15 protein-coding genes are annotated in these 17,919 nt (G+C 68.0%); 4 read left to right on the top strand and 11 right to left on the bottom strand.

Annotation, left to right across the window (positions count from 1 at the left end; genetic code table 11):
- Positions 1-79: 79 nt before the first annotated feature.
- Together WS46_RS14060 and WS46_RS14055 are read right to left on the bottom strand one after the other, a co-directional pair.
- Positions 80-616: an NUDIX domain-containing protein gene (locus tag WS46_RS14060; protein ID WP_059690881.1), complete on the bottom strand. Its 537-nt coding sequence runs from the start codon at positions 614-616 to the stop codon at positions 80-82.
- Positions 617-737: 121 nt separating this feature from the next.
- Positions 738-2,000 (bottom strand): YbfB/YjiJ family MFS transporter, encoded by a 1,263-nt coding sequence (locus WS46_RS14055; RefSeq protein ID WP_059690880.1) that lies wholly within the window; start codon positions 1,998-2,000, stop codon positions 738-740.
- Positions 2,001-2,124: 124 nt separating this feature from the next.
- Between WS46_RS14055 and WS46_RS14050 the strand changes: the two genes are divergently transcribed.
- Complete coding sequence (locus WS46_RS14050) at positions 2,125-3,042, top strand: LysR family transcriptional regulator (protein ID WP_059690879.1); 918 nt, start codon at positions 2,125-2,127, stop codon at positions 3,040-3,042.
- A 141-nt stretch (positions 3,043-3,183) separates the two neighbouring features.
- Here the strand turns inward: WS46_RS14050 and alaS are convergent, their stop codons facing one another.
- Entirely contained in the window at positions 3,184-5,808 is a 2,625-nt protein-coding gene (alaS, locus tag WS46_RS14045) for an alanine--tRNA ligase (RefSeq protein WP_059690878.1), read from the bottom strand.
- A 239-nt stretch (positions 5,809-6,047) separates the two neighbouring features.
- Here alaS and WS46_RS14040 point away from each other — a divergent pair, with 239 nt between their 5' ends.
- Positions 6,048-7,268 (top strand): CaiB/BaiF CoA-transferase family protein, encoded by a 1,221-nt coding sequence (locus WS46_RS14040; RefSeq protein WP_059690877.1) that lies wholly within the window; start codon positions 6,048-6,050, stop codon positions 7,266-7,268.
- 85 nt (positions 7,269-7,353) lie between these two features.
- On the opposite strand, the gene WS46_RS14035 is transcribed toward WS46_RS14040, so the two are convergent.
- Complete coding sequence (locus tag WS46_RS14035) at positions 7,354-7,902, bottom strand: alpha/beta hydrolase (protein WP_059524070.1); 549 nt, start codon at positions 7,900-7,902, stop codon at positions 7,354-7,356.
- A 169-nt stretch (positions 7,903-8,071) separates the two neighbouring features.
- On the bottom strand, positions 8,072-8,281 hold the full coding sequence (locus tag WS46_RS14030; RefSeq protein WP_006497729.1) for an ornithine acetyltransferase: 210 nt from the start codon (positions 8,279-8,281) through the stop codon (positions 8,072-8,074).
- 252 nt (positions 8,282-8,533) lie between these two features.
- Here WS46_RS14030 and WS46_RS14025 point away from each other — a divergent pair, with 252 nt between their 5' ends.
- The gene (locus WS46_RS14025; protein ID WP_059524069.1) at positions 8,534-10,243 is read left to right on the top strand and encodes a glutamine--tRNA ligase/YqeY domain fusion protein; all 1,710 of its coding nucleotides are present in this window, start codon (positions 8,534-8,536) and stop codon (positions 10,241-10,243) included.
- A gap of 111 nt (positions 10,244-10,354) precedes the next feature.
- Here WS46_RS14025 and WS46_RS14020 read toward each other — a convergent pair whose 3' ends face one another.
- The 3 genes from WS46_RS14020 to WS46_RS14010 all read right to left on the bottom strand — a co-directional run bounded on the left by WS46_RS14020 (position 10,355) and on the right by WS46_RS14010 (position 12,694).
- A complete protein-coding gene (locus WS46_RS14020; protein WP_059524067.1) occupies positions 10,355-10,825 on the bottom strand; it encodes an NUDIX hydrolase in 471 nt (156 codons plus the stop codon).
- An 11-nt stretch (positions 10,826-10,836) separates the two neighbouring features.
- The gene (locus WS46_RS14015; RefSeq protein ID WP_059524065.1) at positions 10,837-11,223 is read right to left on the bottom strand and encodes a hypothetical protein; all 387 of its coding nucleotides are present in this window, start codon (positions 11,221-11,223) and stop codon (positions 10,837-10,839) included.
- Positions 11,224-11,335: 112 nt separating this feature from the next.
- On the bottom strand, positions 11,336-12,694 hold the full coding sequence (locus WS46_RS14010; RefSeq protein WP_059690876.1) for a cytochrome-c peroxidase: 1,359 nt from the start codon (positions 12,692-12,694) through the stop codon (positions 11,336-11,338).
- A 222-nt stretch (positions 12,695-12,916) separates the two neighbouring features.
- Between WS46_RS14010 and WS46_RS14005 the strand changes: the two genes are divergently transcribed.
- Complete coding sequence (locus WS46_RS14005; protein WP_059690875.1) at positions 12,917-14,503, top strand: acid phosphatase; 1,587 nt, start codon at positions 12,917-12,919, stop codon at positions 14,501-14,503.
- 104 nt (positions 14,504-14,607) lie between these two features.
- Here the strand turns inward: WS46_RS14005 and WS46_RS14000 are convergent, their stop codons facing one another.
- Genes WS46_RS14000 through WS46_RS13990 form a run of 3 tightly spaced genes read right to left on the bottom strand, consistent with a single transcriptional unit; the run spans position 14,608 to position 17,704 of the window.
- Positions 14,608-16,098: an alginate export family protein gene (locus tag WS46_RS14000; RefSeq protein WP_059690874.1), complete on the bottom strand. Its 1,491-nt coding sequence runs from the start codon at positions 16,096-16,098 to the stop codon at positions 14,608-14,610.
- Complete coding sequence (locus WS46_RS13995; RefSeq protein ID WP_059524057.1) at positions 16,095-16,793, bottom strand: YoaK family protein; 699 nt, start codon at positions 16,791-16,793, stop codon at positions 16,095-16,097. The genes WS46_RS14000 and WS46_RS13995 overlap by 4 nt, the downstream gene beginning before the upstream one ends.
- Positions 16,790-17,704 carry a hypothetical protein gene (locus tag WS46_RS13990; RefSeq protein WP_059690873.1) on the bottom strand — a complete coding sequence of 305 codons (915 nt, stop codon included), beginning with the start codon at positions 17,702-17,704 and terminating at the stop codon, positions 16,790-16,792. Before WS46_RS13990 ends, WS46_RS13995 begins: the two co-directional genes overlap by 4 nt.
- Positions 17,705-17,919 lie beyond the last annotated feature (215 nt).

Genomic DNA, 17,919 nt, shown 5'->3' with positions numbered 1-17,919 from the left:
GCGCGCCGGCGAACGGCGGATTGCCGCGTCGCGACCGTGCGCAGCGCGGCGGATGACGTGCCGGAAGCGGCGCGGCCCGTCACTGCCCCGCTCGATCGACGAATTCGAAATCGAGGCCGCGCGCGCGCATCCAGTCGGCCAGCGCGTAGCCTGTGCCGGCGCGCCACGGGCGCAGCAACGGCGGCTCGACGAGCCGGTATTCGAGCAGCTCCGGCGACAGCGCGACGGTGCCCGATGCGCGCACGTGATACGCGATGATCAGCTCGTTCTTGCGGATGAATTCATACACGCCGACCAGCGTGACCTGCTCGGCCTTCAGCGCAGTTTCCTCGAACACTTCGCGCGCGATGCCGTCCTCGGGCGTCTCGCCGTTCTCGAGGAAACCCGTGATCAGCGCGAACATCCCCTCCGGCCAGGCCGCATTGCGCGCGAGCAGGATCTTGCCGTCGAGCTCGACGATCGCCGCCACCACCGGCAGCGGGTTGTTCCAATGGACGTAGCCGCACTCGTCGTCCGGGCAGGCCTGGCGGACACGCCCGCCCTCGTGTTCGGGATCGGCGCGCTCGGTCAGCGGACGCGCGCAGCGTGGGCAAAAACGGTAGTCGGCGAGGGTCATCGATGAGAATCTGGCAAGCGCCGACGGCGACCGGCAAGCCGCCTCGCACGCCTGCCCGGCGCGGGAAAGGCTTCATTCTAGCGAGTTTGCCCGCGTCGCTGACGATCCGGCCCCGATGATGTCAGGGTTGCATGCGCGGTTGCGCACGCCCGCGTGCGGCCGTCGCCGCGAAGCCGGCGGCACCGACGAGCAAGGCACCCGCCGCGACCCACAACGCCGGCGAGAACGACCCGAAGCGCGCGGTCAGCGGCGCCGCGACGAGCGGGCCGAGAATCTGCCCGACCCCGTATGACGCGGTCGCATAGCCCATCAGCCCGGCCGCGCGCTCGCCGTGCAGCCGCCGCGCCTCGCGCATCGCGAACAGCGTGATCGCAGTGAACGGCAGGCCGAGCAGCGCGCTGCCGATCGAGAAGCCCGCCGCATTCGGCCACACGATCCCCGCCGCGATTCCGAGCGCCTGCGTCGCGCAACCGGCGGCGAGCAGCAGCCGGTTGTCCCAATGGCCGGGCAGCCGCGCGGCCGCGATTGCGCCGACGATCAGCGCCGCACCGAACATCGGCCAGAACAGATCCGGCCACGGCGAGCCGGCCGGCAGCGCGGCGCGCGCGATCACCGGCAGGAACGTCGCGGTGATGATGTAGCCGAAGCCCGGCATCCCGTACAGGACGACGAGCCATGCGGCGTCGGCGCGATGGCGCCGCGCGTCGTGCGGTGACGCGTCCGTCACCGCATGCCGGACGCGCGCGGCCGACGATACGGTTGCCGCCGCCGACACCGGCGCACTGCCGAACGTGCGCCAGATCGCGATCGACAGCACCGCAGACAGCGCCGCGAAACCGAGCCAGCCGGGCGCCGCGCGATGGCCGGCCAGTGCGCTGCCGATCAGGCCCGTCAGCACGATGCCGACGCCCGGCCCCGCGTAGATCACCCCGCTCCACTCCGGCGCGTGCAGCTCGGCGAGCCGCCGCAGCCCCCATTGCGACACGAACACGAACGTCCATGCGCTGACGACGCCCGCGACGAAGCGCACCACGAGCCACACGGGCAGCAGGTGACCGACGCCCATCGCGGCGGTCAGCAGCACGGTGGCGCCAAGCCCGAAGCGCACCATCCGCGCATGCTCGATCCGCACCGCCGCGCAACTGACCGCGCCGACGAAATAGCCCGCGTAGTTCGCCGACGCGAGCCAGCTGCCGGCCTTCAGGCCGATCGAGCCGTCGGCGAGCATCAGCGGCAGCAGCGGCGTGAACGCGAAGCGGCCGACGCCGAGCGCGACCGCGAGTCCGATCATGCAGGCAAGCGCGGCCGCGCGGGCGCGCCGGTCGGCGTCATCGGACAGGTGTAGGTGTACGCCGGCGGCGCTCGGGGCATCGGAACGGGACATGGCGGCATGGGCCGCGCGGGTTGCGCGACGGCCGGAACGGGAATCGGATTGCTTGTATCGTAGCTTGACCGAACGTTCTCTAAAAATGAATAATTGAGAATCCATCCATCGCATGGAGAGAATCATGGACCTGGCGGCGCTGGCGATTTTCCGGGCCGTCGTGCGCGAGAACGGCATCACGCGCGCGGCGGCGAAGCTCAATCGCGTGCAATCGAACGTGACGACGCGCATCAAGCAGCTCGAGGAGGAACTCGGCGCGGCGCTGTTCGTGCGCGACGGCCGCCGGCTCGTGCTGACGCCGGCCGGGCACACGCTGCTGCCGTACGCGGAGCGGCTGCTCGAGCTTGCCGACGAGGCGCGTGACGCGGTGCGCGAGGACACGCCGCGCGGGAGGCTGCGGCTCGGCACGATGGAAAGCACGGCCGCGAGCCGGCTGCCGACCGTGCTCGCGCGCTATCACCATGCGTGGCCCGACGTGTCGCTGGAGCTCGTGACCGGCACGACCGGCTGGCTGATCGACAAGGTGCGCGACTTCGAGATCGACGCGGCGCTGTTCGCGCGGCCGCCCGAGCCGGACACGCTGCCCGACACGTTCGAGACGGTGCCCATCTTCCGCGAGGATCTGGTGCTGCTGACGCCGCGCGGCCATCCGCCGGTGCGCACGCCGCGTGACGTGATCCTGCCGACGCTGATCGCGTTCGAGCGCGGCTGCACGTACCGGAAGTATGTCGAGCGATGGTATGCGGCGCACGGGATGAAGCCCGCGCGCGTGCTCGAACTGGGTTCGTATCACGCGATCGTCGCGTGCGTCGCGGCCGGTGCGGGCATCGCGGTCGCGCCGCGCTCGGTGCTCGAGCTTCAGCCCGAGACCGGCAACGTCGCCGCTCATACGATCGCGGAACTCGAAGGGATCGACACGCTGCTCGCGTGGCGGCACGGTTACGCGTCGGCGGCGCTCGCCGCGTTGCGCAATGCGCTCGGCGATGCTGCGCGGGAATCGGGGGATGCGCCCACGTTGCCGGCGACGGCATTACCGGCCTGATTCCGCCGCGCCGCCGCGCCGGCACGCGCTCATCCTGGGCACCGGCAAAAACAAAACGACCCGACCGGCCACCGCCGATCGGGTCGTTCTTTCGTGCGCTGCGATGGAGTCAGCAAGACCGCATCGCATCAACCATACCGATCAAAGACGCTCTTCGACCCAGCCCTTGACGCCTGCCAGCGCGCCCGGCAGGTTCGCCGGTTCCGTGCCGCCTGCCTGCGCCATGTCCGGACGGCCGCCGCCCTTGCCGCCCACCTGCTGGGCGACGAAGTTCACGAGCTCGCCGGCCTTGACCTTCTTGCTCGCATCCGGCGTGACGCCCGCGATCAGGCTGACCTTGCCGCCTTCGACGGCCGCCAGCACGATCGCCGCGCTCTTCAGCTTGTCCTTCAGCTTGTCGACCGTCTCGCGCAGCGTCTTCGCGTCGGCACCGTCGAGCGTCGCCGCGAGCACGAACACGCCGCCGATTTCGACGGCCTGCTGCGCGAGCTCGTCGCCCTGGCTCGACGCGAGCTTCGACTTCAGCGCGCCCAGTTCCTTCTCGAGCGACTTCACCTGGTCCTGCACCTGCGCGATACGCTGCGTGAGTTCCGACGGCTGCGCCTTCAGCGCGGCCGCGGCCTGGTTCACGCGGGCGTCGAGCTCCTGCACGTAGCGCACCGCGTTGTCGCCGGTGATCGCCTCGACGCGGCGGATGCCGGCCGCGACGCCGCCTTCGACGACGATCTTGAAGAAGCCGATGTCGCCGGTGCGATGCACGTGCGTGCCGCCGCACAGTTCGCGCGAGAAGCCGAGGTCGAGCACGCGCACTTCGTCGCCGTATTTTTCGCCGAACAGCGCCATCGCGCCGCCCTTCACCGCTTCGTCGTACGGCATCACACGCACGATGCCCGGCGCGTTCGCGAGGATTTCGTCGTTGACGATCTGCTCGACGCGACGGATTTCGTCGTCGGTCATCGGCGCGTTGTGCGCGAAGTCGAAGCGGGTTTTCTCCGCGTCGACGAGCGAACCCTTCTGTTGCACGTGCGAGCCAAGCACTTCGCGCAGCGCCTTGTGCATCAGGTGGGTGGCCGAGTGGTTGCGCTGCGTGCGCGCGCGGCGGTGCGCGTCGATTTCCGCGCGCAGCACGTCGCCGATCTTCAGCGTGCCCTGTTCGAGCGTGCCGTGATGGCCGATCACGTCGGCCTGCACCTTCAGCGTGTCGGCCACCGCGAAGCGCGTCGCGGCGTTCGCGAGCACGCCCTGGTCGCCGACCTGGCCGCCCGATTCCGCGTAGAACGGCGTGTGGTCGAGCACGACGACCGCATCCTGGCCGTGCTTCACTTCGTTGACGGCCGAACCGTCGACGTACAGCGCGACGACCTTCGCGTCGTCGAACGCGATTTCCTCGTAGCCGTGGAACGTGGTCTTCGCGCCCGAATACTCGAGGCCCTGCGTGGCCTTGAACTTGCCGGCCGCACGCGCCTGTTCGCGCTGGCGCGCCATCGCGTCGTCGAATGCCGGCTCGTCGACCGTCATCCCGCGCTCGCGACACACGTCGGCCGTGAGGTCGAGCGGGAAACCGTAGGTGTCGTGCAGCTTGAACGCGAGTTCGCCGTCGAGCACCTTGCCGCCCTTCGCCTCGACCTCCGCCAGCGCGGCCTCGAGGATCGACATCCCGTGCTCGATCGTCTCGAAGAAGCGCTCTTCTTCCTGGCGCAGCACGTCCGTCACGCGCTGTTCGGCTTCCTTCAGTTCCGGATACGCGGCGCCCATCTCGGCGACGAGGTCGGCCACCAGCTTGTGGAAGAACGAGCCCTTGCGGCCGAGCTTGTAGCCATGGCGGATCGCGCGGCGCACGATGCGGCGCAGCACGTAGCCGCGGCCTTCGTTGCCGGGAATCACGCCGTCGACGATCAGGAACGAGCACGCGCGGATGTGATCGGCGATCACCTTCAGCGAGTTGTTGTTCAGGTCGCTGATCTCGGTCACGCGCGCGGCGGCCTTGATCAGGTTCTGGAACAGGTCGATCTCGTAGTTGCTGTGCACGTGCTGCAGCACCGCGGCGAGACGCTCGAGGCCCATGCCGGTGTCGACCGACTGCTTCGGCAGGCGCGTCATGTTGCCCTGCGCGTCGCGGTTGAACTGCATGAACACGAGGTTCCAGATCTCGATGTAGCGGTCGCCGTCTTCTTCAGGCGACCCCGGCGGGCCGCCCCACACGTCCGGGCCGTGGTCGTAGAAGATTTCCGTGCACGGGCCGCACGGGCCGGTGTCGCCCATCGTCCAGAAGTTGTCCGACGCGTAGCGCGCGCCCTTGTTGTCGCCGATGCGGATGATCCGCTCGGTCGGCACGCCGACTTCCTTCGCCCAGATGTCGTACGCTTCGTCGTCTTCCTGGTAGACGGTGACCCACAGCTTTTCCTTTGGCAGCTGGTAGACCGTGGTCAGCAGCTCCCACGCGAACTTGATCGCGTCGTGCTTGAAGTAGTCGCCGAACGAGAAGTTGCCGAGCATCTCGAAGAACGTGTGGTGGCGCGCCGTGTAGCCGACGTTCTCGAGGTCGTTGTGCTTGCCGCCCGCGCGCACGCTGCGCTGCGCCGTGGTGGCGCGCGAGTACGGACGCGGGTCCGTGCCGAGGAACACGTCCTTGAACTGGACCATGCCCGAGTTCGTGAACATCAGCGTGGGGTCGTTACCGGGCACGAGGCTCGACGAGCGGACGATCGTGTGGCCCTTCGATTCGAAGAATTTGAGAAATTTCTCGCGGATTTCGGCAGCTTTCATGGCGTGCGGGGAATGTCTGGCTGAGACGGCTTCAAACGCCGGCCGTCCTCGCGGACGCACGGCGGGCAAATATCGTAAACGGTCGATTATACGATACAGATCGGCGCCCCAGACGGCAGCGGCCCGGCGCGGCGGACGACCGGCCTGGGCCACCCATGCGGCCGATTCGCCTTAAGATGCTCGGCATGCCAATCCGCCTTGCCCCGGCCGGGCGAGCCATGAAAGGAGACGATTCGACGATGGGTGCCCTGAGCCATATTCGCGTGCTTGACCTGACCCGCGTGCTCGCGGGCCCGTGGTGCGCGCAGACGCTCGCCGATTTCGGCGCGGACGTGATCAAGGTCGAGCGCCCCGGCGCGGGCGACGACACGCGCCACTGGGGGCCGCCGTACCTGAAGGACGCGAACGGCGACGATACGGCGGAGGCCGCGTATTACCTCGCGGCGAACCGCAACAAGCGCTCGGTGACGGTCGACATCGCGACGCCGGAAGGCCAGCAGATCGTGCGCGAGCTCGCCGCGCAGAGCGACGTCGTGCTCGAGAACTACAAGGTCGGGCAGTTGAAGAAGTACGGGCTCGATTACGAATCGCTGCGCACGGTGAAGCCCGATCTCATTTACTGCTCGGTCACGGGCTTCGGCCAGACAGGCCCGTACGCGCACCGCGCGGGCTACGACTTCATCGTCCAGGGAATCGGCGGTTTCATGAGCATCACCGGCGAGCGCGACAGCGAGCCGGGCGGCGGCCCGCAGAAGGCCGGCGTCGCGATCGCCGATCTCGCGACGGGCCTCTACTCGACGATCGCGGTGCTCGCCGCGCTCGCGCACCGCGACCGCACGGGCGAAGGCCAGTACATCGACATGGCGCTGCTCGACGTGCAGGTCGCGCTGCTCGCGAACATGAACACCAACTTCCTCGCGAGCGGCAAGCCGCCGGTGCGCTGGGGCAACGCGCATCCGAACATCGTGCCGTACCAGACGTTCCAGACGCGCGACGGCTGGATCATCGTCGCGGTCGGCAACGACGGGCAGTTCCGCAAGTTCGTCGAGGCCGGCGGCCGGCCCGAGCTGGCCGACGACGAACGGTTCGCGACCAACCCGTCGCGCGTGCGCCATCGCGACACGCTGGTGCCGATCCTCGCGGAAATGGTGAAGACGCGCGGCAAGGCCGACTGGATCGGCGCGCTCGAAGCTGCCGGCGTGCCGTGCGGGCCGATCAACGAACTCGACGAGGTGTTCGACAACGAGCAGGTGGTCGCGCGCGGGATGCAGGTGTCGCTGCCGCACCCGTGCGGCGCCGACGTGAAGCTCGTGCGCAATCCGATCCGGATGAGCGCGACGCCGCCCGACGCGCGTACCGCCCCGCCGCTGCTCGGCGCGCAGACGGAAGACGTACTGCGCGACATGCTCGGCTACGACGAGGTGCGCATTGCCGCGCTGAAGGCGAAGCAGGCGATCTGAACCGACCCGGACGAGCGCGCCGCGGCACCTCCGGGTGCCGGCGGACGCTGACGGGATCGATGGACCGACGGTTAGCGGTTAGCTGCTAGCGCGCGAGCGCATCGAGCCAGCCTCGCGCGTCGGGCCAGTCGCCGAGTCCGCTGTCCGCGTTGATGTGGCCGCGCGGGCCGAGGTCATGGAAGGTGCTGCCCCACGCGTGCGCGCAGCCGCGCGCGAACGCGATCGAGCCGTACGGATCGTCGCTGCTTGCCACCACGCAGGTCGGAAACGGCAGCCGCTCATGCGGCACCGGCCCGAAACCGTGCGCGTCGGCCGGAAACGCCGGCCCGGCCGGATCGGGCAACGCGACGAGCAACGCGCCGCGCACCTTCGCGAGCGCGGCCGGCCGCGCGTAGCGGGTCGCCCACCACGCGGTGGTCAATGTGCCGAGGCTGTGCGCGGCGATCGTCACGGGGCCCGGTGCGGCCTCGACCGCGCGGTCGAGCGCGAGACACCAGCCGTTGCGGAACGCACGGTCCCAGTCGGGCATCGCGACGCGCACGAAACGCGCGTCGGCGCGCTCCCAGCGGCTTTGCCAGTGGAGCGGACCGGAGTTGCCGTAGCCCGGCAGCACGAAAACGAGAGAATCGCTCATGGAGGGTTCGTCGACGAATGAAGTCGTTATGTGACGTCGACGAAGTGTCGCACACCCGCTCCTCCCTGATGCTGCCTGTCGAATCGCGGAATGGATGTGCGGAGCAGGAACGGGCCGTGATGCGGCAACGCCGTCACGACCAGCCGGCGCTCACGCGCGCCGGCTTCGATCAGCGCACGCCGGCGCCGACCAGGCCGCCTGCCGCGGCGCCGGCAACCGTGCCGACCGGGCCGCCCGTGATCAGGTAGCCGAGCGCACCGCCCGCGGCCGCGCCGATACCGGCGTTACGTTGCGTATGCGTCATCGCGCATGCGCCGAGTTGCGACAGGGCCGCGACGATTACCGCGGTACGAACGAGAAAAGTGGTCTTCTTCATCATGATTGTTGGTGTCCTCCCGCCAGCAAAAAATACGAATGGCGGCATTGAATCGGTAAAGCCATCATAGGAAACGCCGAATGCGCCGGGCAATCCGATTTACGTCGTGTTACAGCCGACACACAATCGAGATATTGCGGTTCCGCACCGCGAACCGGCCCGCCCGGTGGCGCACCCGCGCGGGACGGACCCCGGTCAGGTAGAATTACGGGATTAAACCGGCGCGACGCGCCGACACAACCTGACGCCAACCGCATGAGCACCGAACGCAACGACGCCCCCGCGGCTTCCAACTTCATCCGCAACATCATCGACGACGACAACCGCACCGGCAAATGGGGCGGCCGCGTCGAGACGCGCTTTCCGCCCGAGCCGAACGGCTATCTGCACATCGGCCATGCCAAGAGCATCTGCCTGAACTTCAGCGTCGCGCGCGACTACGGCGGCGTGTGCCACCTGCGCTTCGACGACACGAACCCGGAAAAGGAAAGCGTCGAATACGTCGACTCGATCGTCGACGCGGTCCGCTGGCTCGGCTTCGACTGGCGCAAGGACGCGGTCGATCACCAATATTTCGCGAGCGATTACTACGACAAGCTGTACGAATTCGCCGAATTGCTGATCCAGCGCGGCAAGGCGTACGTCGACAGCCAGAGCGCCGAGGAAATGCGCGCGAACCGCGGCTCGCTGACCGAAGGCGGCAAGCCGTCGCCGTACCGCGACCGTTCGCCCGAGGAAAACCTCGACCTGTTCCGCCGGATGAAGGCCGGCGAGTTCAAGGAAGGCGAGCACGTGCTGCGCGCGAAGATCGACATGGCTTCGCCGAACATGAACATGCGCGACCCGGTGATCTACCGGATCCGCTACGCGCACCACTACCGCACCGGCGACGCCTGGTGCGTGTACCCGATGTACGACTACACGCACTGCATCTCGGATGCGCTCGAAGGCATCACGCACTCGCTGTGCACGCTCGAGTTCGAGGATCACCGCCCGCTGTACGACTGGGTGCTGAACGAACTCGCGGACGCCGGCATGTTCACGCGTCCGCTGCCGCAACAGATCGAATTCTCGCGCCTGAACCTCACGTACGCGATCACCAGCAAGCGCAAGCTGCTGCAGCTCGTCACCGAAGGCCACGTCGAAGGCTGGGACGACCCGCGCATGCCGACGATCGTCGGGATCCGCCGCCGCGGCTTCACGCCGGAAAGCATCCACCTGTTCTGCGAGCGGATCGGCGTGACGAAGGTCGATTCGTGGATCGACATGAGCGTGTTCGAAGGCGCGCTGCGCGACGACCTCGACGACAAGGCGCCGCGCTCGGTCGCCGTGCTCGATCCGCTGAAGCTCGTGATCGACAACTATCCGGAAGACCTCGAGGAAGCGTGCACGGCCCCCGTGCATCCGCATCACCCGGAGCGCGGCGTGCGCACGTTCCCGATCTCGCGCGAGCTGTGGATCGAACGCGAGGACTTCGTCGAGAACCCGCCGAAGGGCTATTTCCGCCTGTTCCCGGGCAACAAGGTGCGCCTGCGCTACGGCTACGTGATCGAGTGCACGGGCTTCGACAAGGACGCCGACGGCAACGTGACGGCCGTGCACTGCAACTACTTCCCGGACAGCAAGTCGGGCACCGAAGGCGCGAACAACTACAAGGTCAAGGGCAACATCCACTGGGTCAGCGTGAAGCATGCGCAGGCGGCCGAAGTGCGGATCTACGACCGGCTGTTCAAGGAGCCGCATCCGGACGCGGGCGGCGCGAACTTCCTCGAGGCGCTGAACCCGGATTCGAAGAAGGTCACGCAGGCCTATGTCGAGCCGGGCGCCGGCGACGTCGCGCCGGAAACGCGCCTCCAGTTCGAGCGTCACGGCTATTTCGTCGCCGACCGCGTCGATTCGAAACCGGGCAAGCCCGTGTTCAACCGGATCGTCGGGCTGCGCGACAGCTGGGGCAAGCCGGCCTGACGGCGTGCTCCATGCGCGGCGCCGAGCCGGCGTCGCGTGACGATAAAAAACCGGCCTTCGGGCCGGTTTTTTATTGCATGCGCGGGATCGTCGGGATCGAAGCGGCTGCGCTCACGCCCCCGCCAGCCGCCGATGCAGATCCGCGAGCGACAGCGTCGTGCGAAACAGCCGCGCGAGGCTGCGGCTCGCATACGCGTCGACGTCGCCGGGCGCGGTCCAGCGATACGCGTCCATCTCGGGAATCGGCGAGCCGTCGCGACGGCTCGGGAACAGCGACGTGCACGTGCAGTGCGCGGGATCGATTTCGTCGTCCGCGACCCGCACCGCGAACAGGTGCAGGTCCTTGTCGTGACGGTATGCGAAGCGGCCGAGGTCGAGCAGCCGCGCCGCCGCGAGTTCGATGCCGGTTTCCTCGCGCAGCTCCCGCAGCGCCGCGTCGGCCGGCGATTCGCCGGGCTCGCCCTGCCCCTTCGGAATATCCCAGTGCGTGGTGTCCGTCGCGTGCGCGAGGAACACGCGGCCGGCCCCGTCGAGAATCACGACGCCGCACGAAACCGTGCGCGGCGCGCCGCTGCGCTTCATTGCTCGCGCGCTCAGCGCTTCTGCAGCTGCCACTTGCCCGCGGCGGTCTTGCAATAGACGGGCTTGAGCGTCATCGTCTGGCCCTTCGCGGAAATGTCGGTGGCGATTTCGCGGCAGGTCTTGCCGTCGTTCTCGGACGTCGACGGCGTCAGCTTCGCGTCGATCTGGGTGCCGCGACCGCTGCTCTGCCACGTCGTGGTCTCGCCGTCCTTGCCTTCATCACGCGCCTGCACGACGGCCTTGGCCAGCGACGCGCGGTCGGCCTTGCTGAAGTAGGCCAGCGGCGTGTCGTTCAGGAAGCCGAGGTTGCTTTGCGCGTGGGCGGGCAGCATCGCGGCTGCGCACGCGGCGCCGGCCAGCACGCGCGTGACGACGGAAAGGGATGCACGCATCGACATGTGTTGTTCTCCTTGGATGTTCGATCGAACGGCGTGGCGCACGGCCGGCACACCGGCACGCGCCACGCCCGTCAGCCAGCGAGCATAGCATGCGTGCCGCAAGGGCCGCGTTCTAGCGCGCGGCCGACGTGGCCGCCGGTTGATATCCGTCGGTCAGCGTGTTCAGGAACGCGATCACGTCCTTGATCTCGGCCGCGTTCAGCGCGGGGGCGTCGCCGCGCTTGCGGTCGAACGGCGGCTCGCGGTTGATGTTCGGCCAGTAGCGCTTCGGCAGGTCGTCGTACACCTGCACCTTGCCGTGCACGACCGGATAGAACTTCTCCGGATGGATGTCGCGCTCGACGTAGAAGCGCATCACGTCCTCGAGCGAGTGGTACACGCCGTTGTGGAAGAACGTCTTGCGCAACGCGACGTTGCGCAGCGACGGTGTCCGGAACAGCCCGCAGAATTCGTCGCGGCCCTTCAGGTCGGTGCGCTCGGGGCCGCACGCGCCGAGATCGTGGAAGCGCGGATCGCGATTGACCGGCAGCGCGCGGTTGCGCGGCACCGCGATCGCGATCAGACCGAAATCGCTGAACTGCGGCGGCCCGCCTTCGAGCGTGCGCTGGCTCACGTGACAGCTCGCGCAGTTGCCCTTCTTCTCGTCGTTGAACAGTTGCAGCCCGTGCAATTCGGCAGGCGTGAGCTGCGCGTGGCCGGCCAGATACGCGTCGTACTTGCTCGTGTACGGATCGAACAATGCCGGCTGCTGCTGGAATGCGTCGAGCGCACGCAGCACCGCACCGAAAGTCGCCTGATCGTCGCCGAGGACCCGATCGCCGAACGCCTTGCGGAACGCGTCGGCATAGGGCGCGGCACGCACCGCCTGCGCGACCCGCGCCGGCGAGCTGCTCATCTCGAATGGCGACGTGAGGGGAATGCGCGCCTGCGCATCGCGCGTGTCGACGCGACCGTCCCAGGTCAATCCGCCGGTCGGGCCTGCGTCGATGCTTTCGTCGCCTTCGTCGGGCGAATCGTGGAAGTGCTCGGTGAACGGCGGAATGCCGCGCACGTATTTCAGCGACGGCACCGCGCGAAAACCCATGCGATGCATGTCGTCGCCGCCGAGTTGCACCGACAGCGCGTTCGGCGGGCCGAACGCGTGCTCGACGCTATGACACGACGCACATGCGAGCTTGCCTGAGCCGGACAGCGACGGATCGAAGAACAATTGCTTGCCGAGCGCCGTCATCTGCTTCACGCCCTCGAATACCTGCGCACGCGTCTGCGGCTGGCTGGCCGGCGCGACCGCCGGCGCGGCCGGGGTGGCCGGAGCGGCTTGCGCCGCCGACACGACGGCGACCGCCTGCGCGTTCGCGCCGGGCCGCGCATCGCAACCGGCGAGCGGCGCGAGCCCGCCCATCAGCGCGAGCGTCGCCGCGGCAGGAATCAACGATCGCGCGAACGCGAGGGATTTCAGAAGGCTGTGCATCGTCGTTCTTCTTGTAGCGGTGGGCAATCGGCCGGAGCTTATGTCAGTTCCGTGACCGGTGCATGACGTTCGACCGACAGTCAATTGAAAGCGCCCCTACACCCGGCTGTCAAACGGGTTCCAGATAATGCGCGCAGCCGGTCGGTGCCCCGCGGCCCCTGCTCCGGCCTGACGCCACCCGGTTCCCACACGCGACAAACGACGAATGAGAGAGAACATCGCATGAAGAAGCACGCCTGGATTCGCTACACGCCGATCGCCCTCGCGGCCGCGCTCAGCCTGACCGCCTGCGGCGGCGACGACGTCACGCAGCAAGGCCTGTCGGCCGTGAAGAACGTCGTCGTGATCTACGCGGAAAACCGCAGCTTCGACAACCTCTACGGCAACTTCCCGGGCGCGAACGGTCTGCAGAACGCAACGGCAGCGAACTCGGTGCAGAAGGATCGCGACGGCTCGACGATGGCGACGCTGCCGAAAATCTGGGGTGGTCTCACCGCAACCGGCATCACGCCCGCGGTCACCGAAGCGATGACGGCGAACCTGCCGAACGCCCCGTTCGCGATCGACGATCCCAACGGCTTCAACCAGTCGATGAGCATCGCGACGCGCGACATCGTGCACCGCTTCTACCAGGACCAGATGCAGATCGACGGCGGCAAGAACGACATGTATGCCGCATGGACCGATGCGGGCGGTCTGACGATGGGCCACTACACGCCGGATCCGTCGAAGCTGCCGCTGTGGAAGATCGCGCAGCAATACGTGCTCGCCGACAACTTCTTCATGGGCGCGTTCGGCGGCTCGTTCCTGAACCACCAGTACCTGATCTGCGCGTGCGCGCCGTTCTACGCGAACGCCGACAAGAGCCCGGCGGCCGGCAAGATCGCAGTCCTGAACGCCGACGGCAAGTCGCTGGCGGTCGCCGCGAACTCGCCGGCATCCGCGCTGAGCGGCCCGCCGAAGTTCGTCAACGACGGCGCACTGACGCCGGACTTCTACGGTGTCAACACGATGCAGCCGGCGTACCAGCCGAGCGGCAACAAGGCCGCCACGGGCGGCGACCCGCTGCTCGCCGACCCGGCCAACCCCTCGACGATGCCGCCGCAGACGGCGACCAACATCGGCGACCTGATGACCAATGCCAACGTGACGTGGGCATGGTATAGCGGCGCATGGGGCCAGGCACTGCAGGCGAGCCAGAACGGCACGTCGAACGTGATCTACGGCGCCGACCTCTCGACGCCGAACTTCCAGCCGCACCATCAGCCGTTCAACTACTACGCGAACCAGGCGCCGGGCACCGCGAGCCGCGCGCAGCACCTGCTCGACGGCGGCGCGAACGGCGCGGAATTCATCAAGGCGATCGACGCGGGCACGCTGCCGCAAGTCACGTTCTACAAGCCTCAGGGCAACCTGAACGAGCACCCGGGGTATACGGACGTCACCTCCGGCGATCAGCACATCGCGGATGTGATCGCGCACCTGCAGGCCAGCCCGCAGTGGAAGAACATGGTCGTGGTCGTTACGTACGACGAAAACGGCGGCTTCTGGGATCACGCCGCACCGCCGAGCGGCGATCGCTGGGGCCCGGGCACCCGCATTCCGGCGCTGATCGTGTCGCCGTTCGCGAAGAAGGGTTTCGTGGACCATACGCAATACGACACGGGTTCGATCCTGCGCTTCATCACGCGTCGCTTCTCGCTGCCGCGCCTCGCGGGCCTGCAGCAGCGCGACGACGCGCTGAAGGCAAATGGCGCGCAGCCGATGGGCGACCTGACGAACGCGCTCGCGCTGTCGCCGAACCTGTAACGGCATCGCGGCGAACGGGCCGGCCGCGCTGCCGGCCCGGACGAACGAAGGGCGGCCCCGCGGGCCGCCCTTTTTGTTACGTGCGCGGTTGCCACGCGGCCGCGTCACCAACCGTACTTCAGCTCGACGCCGGCGTAGTCCGCGTTGTGGCCGCCCGCCTGCCGGATCGCGTCGCCGACCTGGAAGTGCACGGCCTCGACCGAACCGATCAGGTTCGCGGCGATCGTCCAGTCCGCGCGCAACTGCACGTACATCCCCGTCCACAGGCCGCCCTTGCCTGCCGTGCCGGGCACCGCGACGTTCGGCTGCTGATAGACGGCGTCGCCGGTCGTCTCGCGCCACTGGAAGCCGAGCGCACCGAGCAGCGACAGGTTCGGCGACGGCTTCAGCGTCACCGACGGCTTCACGTGGATCAGGTTCGAATAGCCCGTATAGCCGGCCAGCGTAAAGTAATAGCCATTCGGAAACAGCGGATTGAAGGTGCCGACGCGGCCGTCGTGCGGATGCCGGTCGCCCGATGCCGCATCGAACTGCAGCGCGATGCGCGGCGACCACGGCGCATCGAGCTTGTAGCCGGCGATCGAGCCGACGGCCCACGCACCGATCGTGTCGTTACCGACCGTCCCCGTCTGCAGCATCGTCTCGAAATCCCAGTCGAAGCGGCCCTGCGTGCCCGTGTAGCGCAGGTCCCACACGTCGCGATGCTCGGGGCCGCTCGCATCGAGGAAACGCGCGTTGCTGCGGTTGTAGCGCGACCAGTAGCCCGACAGGTCGCCCGGCCCGACCGACTGCCGCTCGAAGCGCACGCCGCTGAACGTGAGGTCGCGGTTCGACACGTCGTCGAACGCGGACACCGTGCGGTTCTGCACGGGCTGCGTCGCATACGCGATGAAGCGCCACTTTTGGTATTCGTAGTCGGCCCATACGGCATCGAACGCCTGCCGCACGTTCGGACCGTCGCGCGTGGCGATGAAGCGCTGCAAGTCGAACGCCATTTCCTGCCGGCCGACGCGGAACTTGAACGTGCCGCCGCCGAGCGCGCCCGTGTAGGTCGCGAATGCCTGTTCGAGATCGAGCGGATTCCTGTCGACCGGCGAGATCGTGTTCTTGCCGAATGCGCGGTCGTCCTGCAACTGCACGAAGAACTGCCAGTGCTGGCCCAGATGCGCATCGGCATGCACTTCGACGCGCTGGATCAGGTAGGTGTCCGATTGCGCGGAGCTGATGCCGAACAGCGGCGCGTCGTTGGTCTCCAGCCGCTCGCGCAGGTTCACGCCGAGCGATAGATAGGATGCCGGATCATTACCGAGCGGAATGTATTTGAGCCCGTCGAGCGGCGCGCGCGGCACGCACGGATTCGCCAGCACCGACCAGTCTTCCTGCCAGCGGTTGAACAGCACCGTCGGCCGCTTCGCCGTGCAGGTCGGGGCGGTTGCATCACCGGATGTCGATGTCGACGCGGATGTCGCCGCCGTTTCCGCGAACGCCGCGTCGGCGCCCGCGAGCAGCATGCCCGCGACGATCGACACGCGCGCGGCCCGCTCGAAGCGGCGGCCGTGGCGCCTCCCTTGTCTCCCCCGCGCCCGCGCGATCATGCGCGCTCCTGCGTGGCGGGTCCGGCCGCTTGCGCCGCACGCAGTGCAAGCATCGCAAGCGCGCCGACGGGCACGAGCAGCGCCAGGAATCCGACATGGCGGAACCCGAGCGCACCGCCCGCCGCGCCGAGCGCGAACGCGACGATCGCCGGCAGCATCTTGCCGAAGCGCGCCCGTGCCGCCGCGCGCGCGGCGTCGGACGTGCCCGCCGACAGCAGGTCGACGACGTCGAGGATCGCTTGCGTCACGTTGCCCGTCATCACCGTATTCGGCACGCCGCCCGCGCGCGAAATCACGCGCGGATGCGCGTTCTGGACGCCCATCGCGAACGTGCCGACGATGCCGGCCACGAGTGCCGGCAAGGCGTCCGGCTGCGTGACGGGCGTCGCCCACACGCCGGCCGCGCAGAAGCCGAGCAGCAGCACGGCCTGCACCGCGTGCAGCGCGCGCGCACCTTGCCAGGCGGGCCGCCCGGACATCGACCGCGCGATCAGGCTCGCCGCGATCACGCCGCACACGAACGCGGGAAACACGCTGAGCTTCAGCACGACACCCTGGCCGAAGCCCGCGATGCCCGCGCCGATCAGCACGAAGTTGCCGGTCACGTGTGCGGTGAACAGCCCGAACAGCGCGACGAAGCTCAGCGTGTCGACGAAGCCGGCCACCGCGGCAAGAATCGTGTCTTCGTGCTTCATCGCGCCACGCTCGCATGAATCTCGGCGACATAGCCGCCCGGGAACTGCACGAGTGCAGCGTCGCGCCCATCCGCCGCGAACGGCGGCACGAGCACGGTCGCGCCCGCGGCTTCGGCCTTCTTCAGCGTCGCGGCGAGATCGGGCACTTCGTAGCCGGTCATCTCGCGCCCGAACGGGTAAGGCAGATGGCCGTCGGTCACGAGCACGGTCATCTTGCCGAAGCCCGACTCGATGCGGATGCGGCGATACGTGTCGTTCGGCCGGCCGATCTCGATGCCCGGCGCGTTCAGGTTGTCCGACACCACCTTGCCCTTCGAGAACTTGACGAAGTCGTGCACGAACTTGCGTACGCTTTGCGACGACACGTAGACGCGGTTTTCGGGGATCGTCTGCAGCGCGTCGTAGTTCGGCGTCTGCGTGTGCCAGTAGAGCTGCATCTTCACACCGCCTGCCCATGCAATGACCGCATCGCGGCCGATGGGATCCGGGAACGTGTCGACGATCACGTCGGCGCCGTGCTCGCGCGCCGACTTCACGGCGACGTCCATGTCCGTGACGAGATAGCCGGTGCGCTCCGCGCAGAACGGATACGGGATCGGTGTCTTGAAGCCGAACACCGAGATCGTGCCGACGGGCGTCAACACGAGCTGCGACATCGTCTGGCTCGGTGTCGGCGTGACCTGGAACACGCCCTGCTTCGACTTGCTGCCGCCGAATGTCGCGACGAAGCTGTCGGTGAAGCGGTCGAAGTCTTCCGGTGCCACGCACACGTGCGTCGTATCGTACTGCGAACCGACGGCCACCGTGGGCGCGACGGCGGGCGGCACGGGCGGTTTCGCGAACGCGGCAGGCGCGGCGACGAGGCCGCTGGCAATCGCAAGCGCCAGCAACGCGGAACGAAGAAAGTTCATAACGGAGGTCCTTGTTGTTTCATCAAATGGTGCAGCGGCTCGGGCGATCCCGGTCACTCTCGACCCGTCGCCGGCCGGTTGTCGTCGACATGTCAGACCGCCCAGCACGAACAGCCGAACGCGCCCCAGAAGCCCTTGGCGTCCGACGTCGGCAATGCGCTGCCCCACGCGCTCGCATGCGCATGCTGGTGCACGTTGCACGCATTCGCGCAGCC

Source organism: Burkholderia sp. RF4-BP95 (assembly GCF_001521985.1).
GTDB lineage: Bacteria > Pseudomonadota > Gammaproteobacteria > Burkholderiales > Burkholderiaceae > Burkholderia > Burkholderia diffusa.
This window is presented reverse-complemented; position numbering and strand designations above follow the sequence as displayed.

Coding starts and splice junctions, on each gene's coding strand:
- WS46_RS14060 (WP_059690881.1), bottom strand. CDS start 616: ATGACCCTCGCCGACTACCGTTTTTGCCCACGCTGCGCGCGTCCGCTG.
- WS46_RS14055 (WP_059690880.1), bottom strand. CDS start 2,000: ATGTCCCGTTCCGATGCCCCGAGCGCCGCCGGCGTACACCTACACCTG.
- WS46_RS14050 (WP_059690879.1), top strand. CDS start 2,125: ATGGACCTGGCGGCGCTGGCGATTTTCCGGGCCGTCGTGCGCGAGAAC.
- alaS (WP_059690878.1), bottom strand. CDS start 5,808: ATGAAAGCTGCCGAAATCCGCGAGAAATTTCTCAAATTCTTCGAATCG.
- WS46_RS14040 (WP_059690877.1), top strand. CDS start 6,048: ATGGGTGCCCTGAGCCATATTCGCGTGCTTGACCTGACCCGCGTGCTC.
- WS46_RS14035 (WP_059524070.1), bottom strand. CDS start 7,902: ATGAGCGATTCTCTCGTTTTCGTGCTGCCGGGCTACGGCAACTCCGGT.
- WS46_RS14030 (WP_006497729.1), bottom strand. CDS start 8,281: ATGATGAAGAAGACCACTTTTCTCGTTCGTACCGCGGTAATCGTCGCG.
- WS46_RS14025 (WP_059524069.1), top strand. CDS start 8,534: ATGAGCACCGAACGCAACGACGCCCCCGCGGCTTCCAACTTCATCCGC.
- WS46_RS14020 (WP_059524067.1), bottom strand. CDS start 10,825: ATGAAGCGCAGCGGCGCGCCGCGCACGGTTTCGTGCGGCGTCGTGATT.
- WS46_RS14015 (WP_059524065.1), bottom strand. CDS start 11,223: ATGTCGATGCGTGCATCCCTTTCCGTCGTCACGCGCGTGCTGGCCGGC.
- WS46_RS14010 (WP_059690876.1), bottom strand. CDS start 12,694: ATGCACAGCCTTCTGAAATCCCTCGCGTTCGCGCGATCGTTGATTCCT.
- WS46_RS14005 (WP_059690875.1), top strand. CDS start 12,917: ATGAAGAAGCACGCCTGGATTCGCTACACGCCGATCGCCCTCGCGGCC.
- WS46_RS14000 (WP_059690874.1), bottom strand. CDS start 16,098: ATGATCGCGCGGGCGCGGGGGAGACAAGGGAGGCGCCACGGCCGCCGC.
- WS46_RS13995 (WP_059524057.1), bottom strand. CDS start 16,793: ATGAAGCACGAAGACACGATTCTTGCCGCGGTGGCCGGCTTCGTCGAC.
- WS46_RS13990 (WP_059690873.1), bottom strand. CDS start 17,704: ATGAACTTTCTTCGTTCCGCGTTGCTGGCGCTTGCGATTGCCAGCGGC.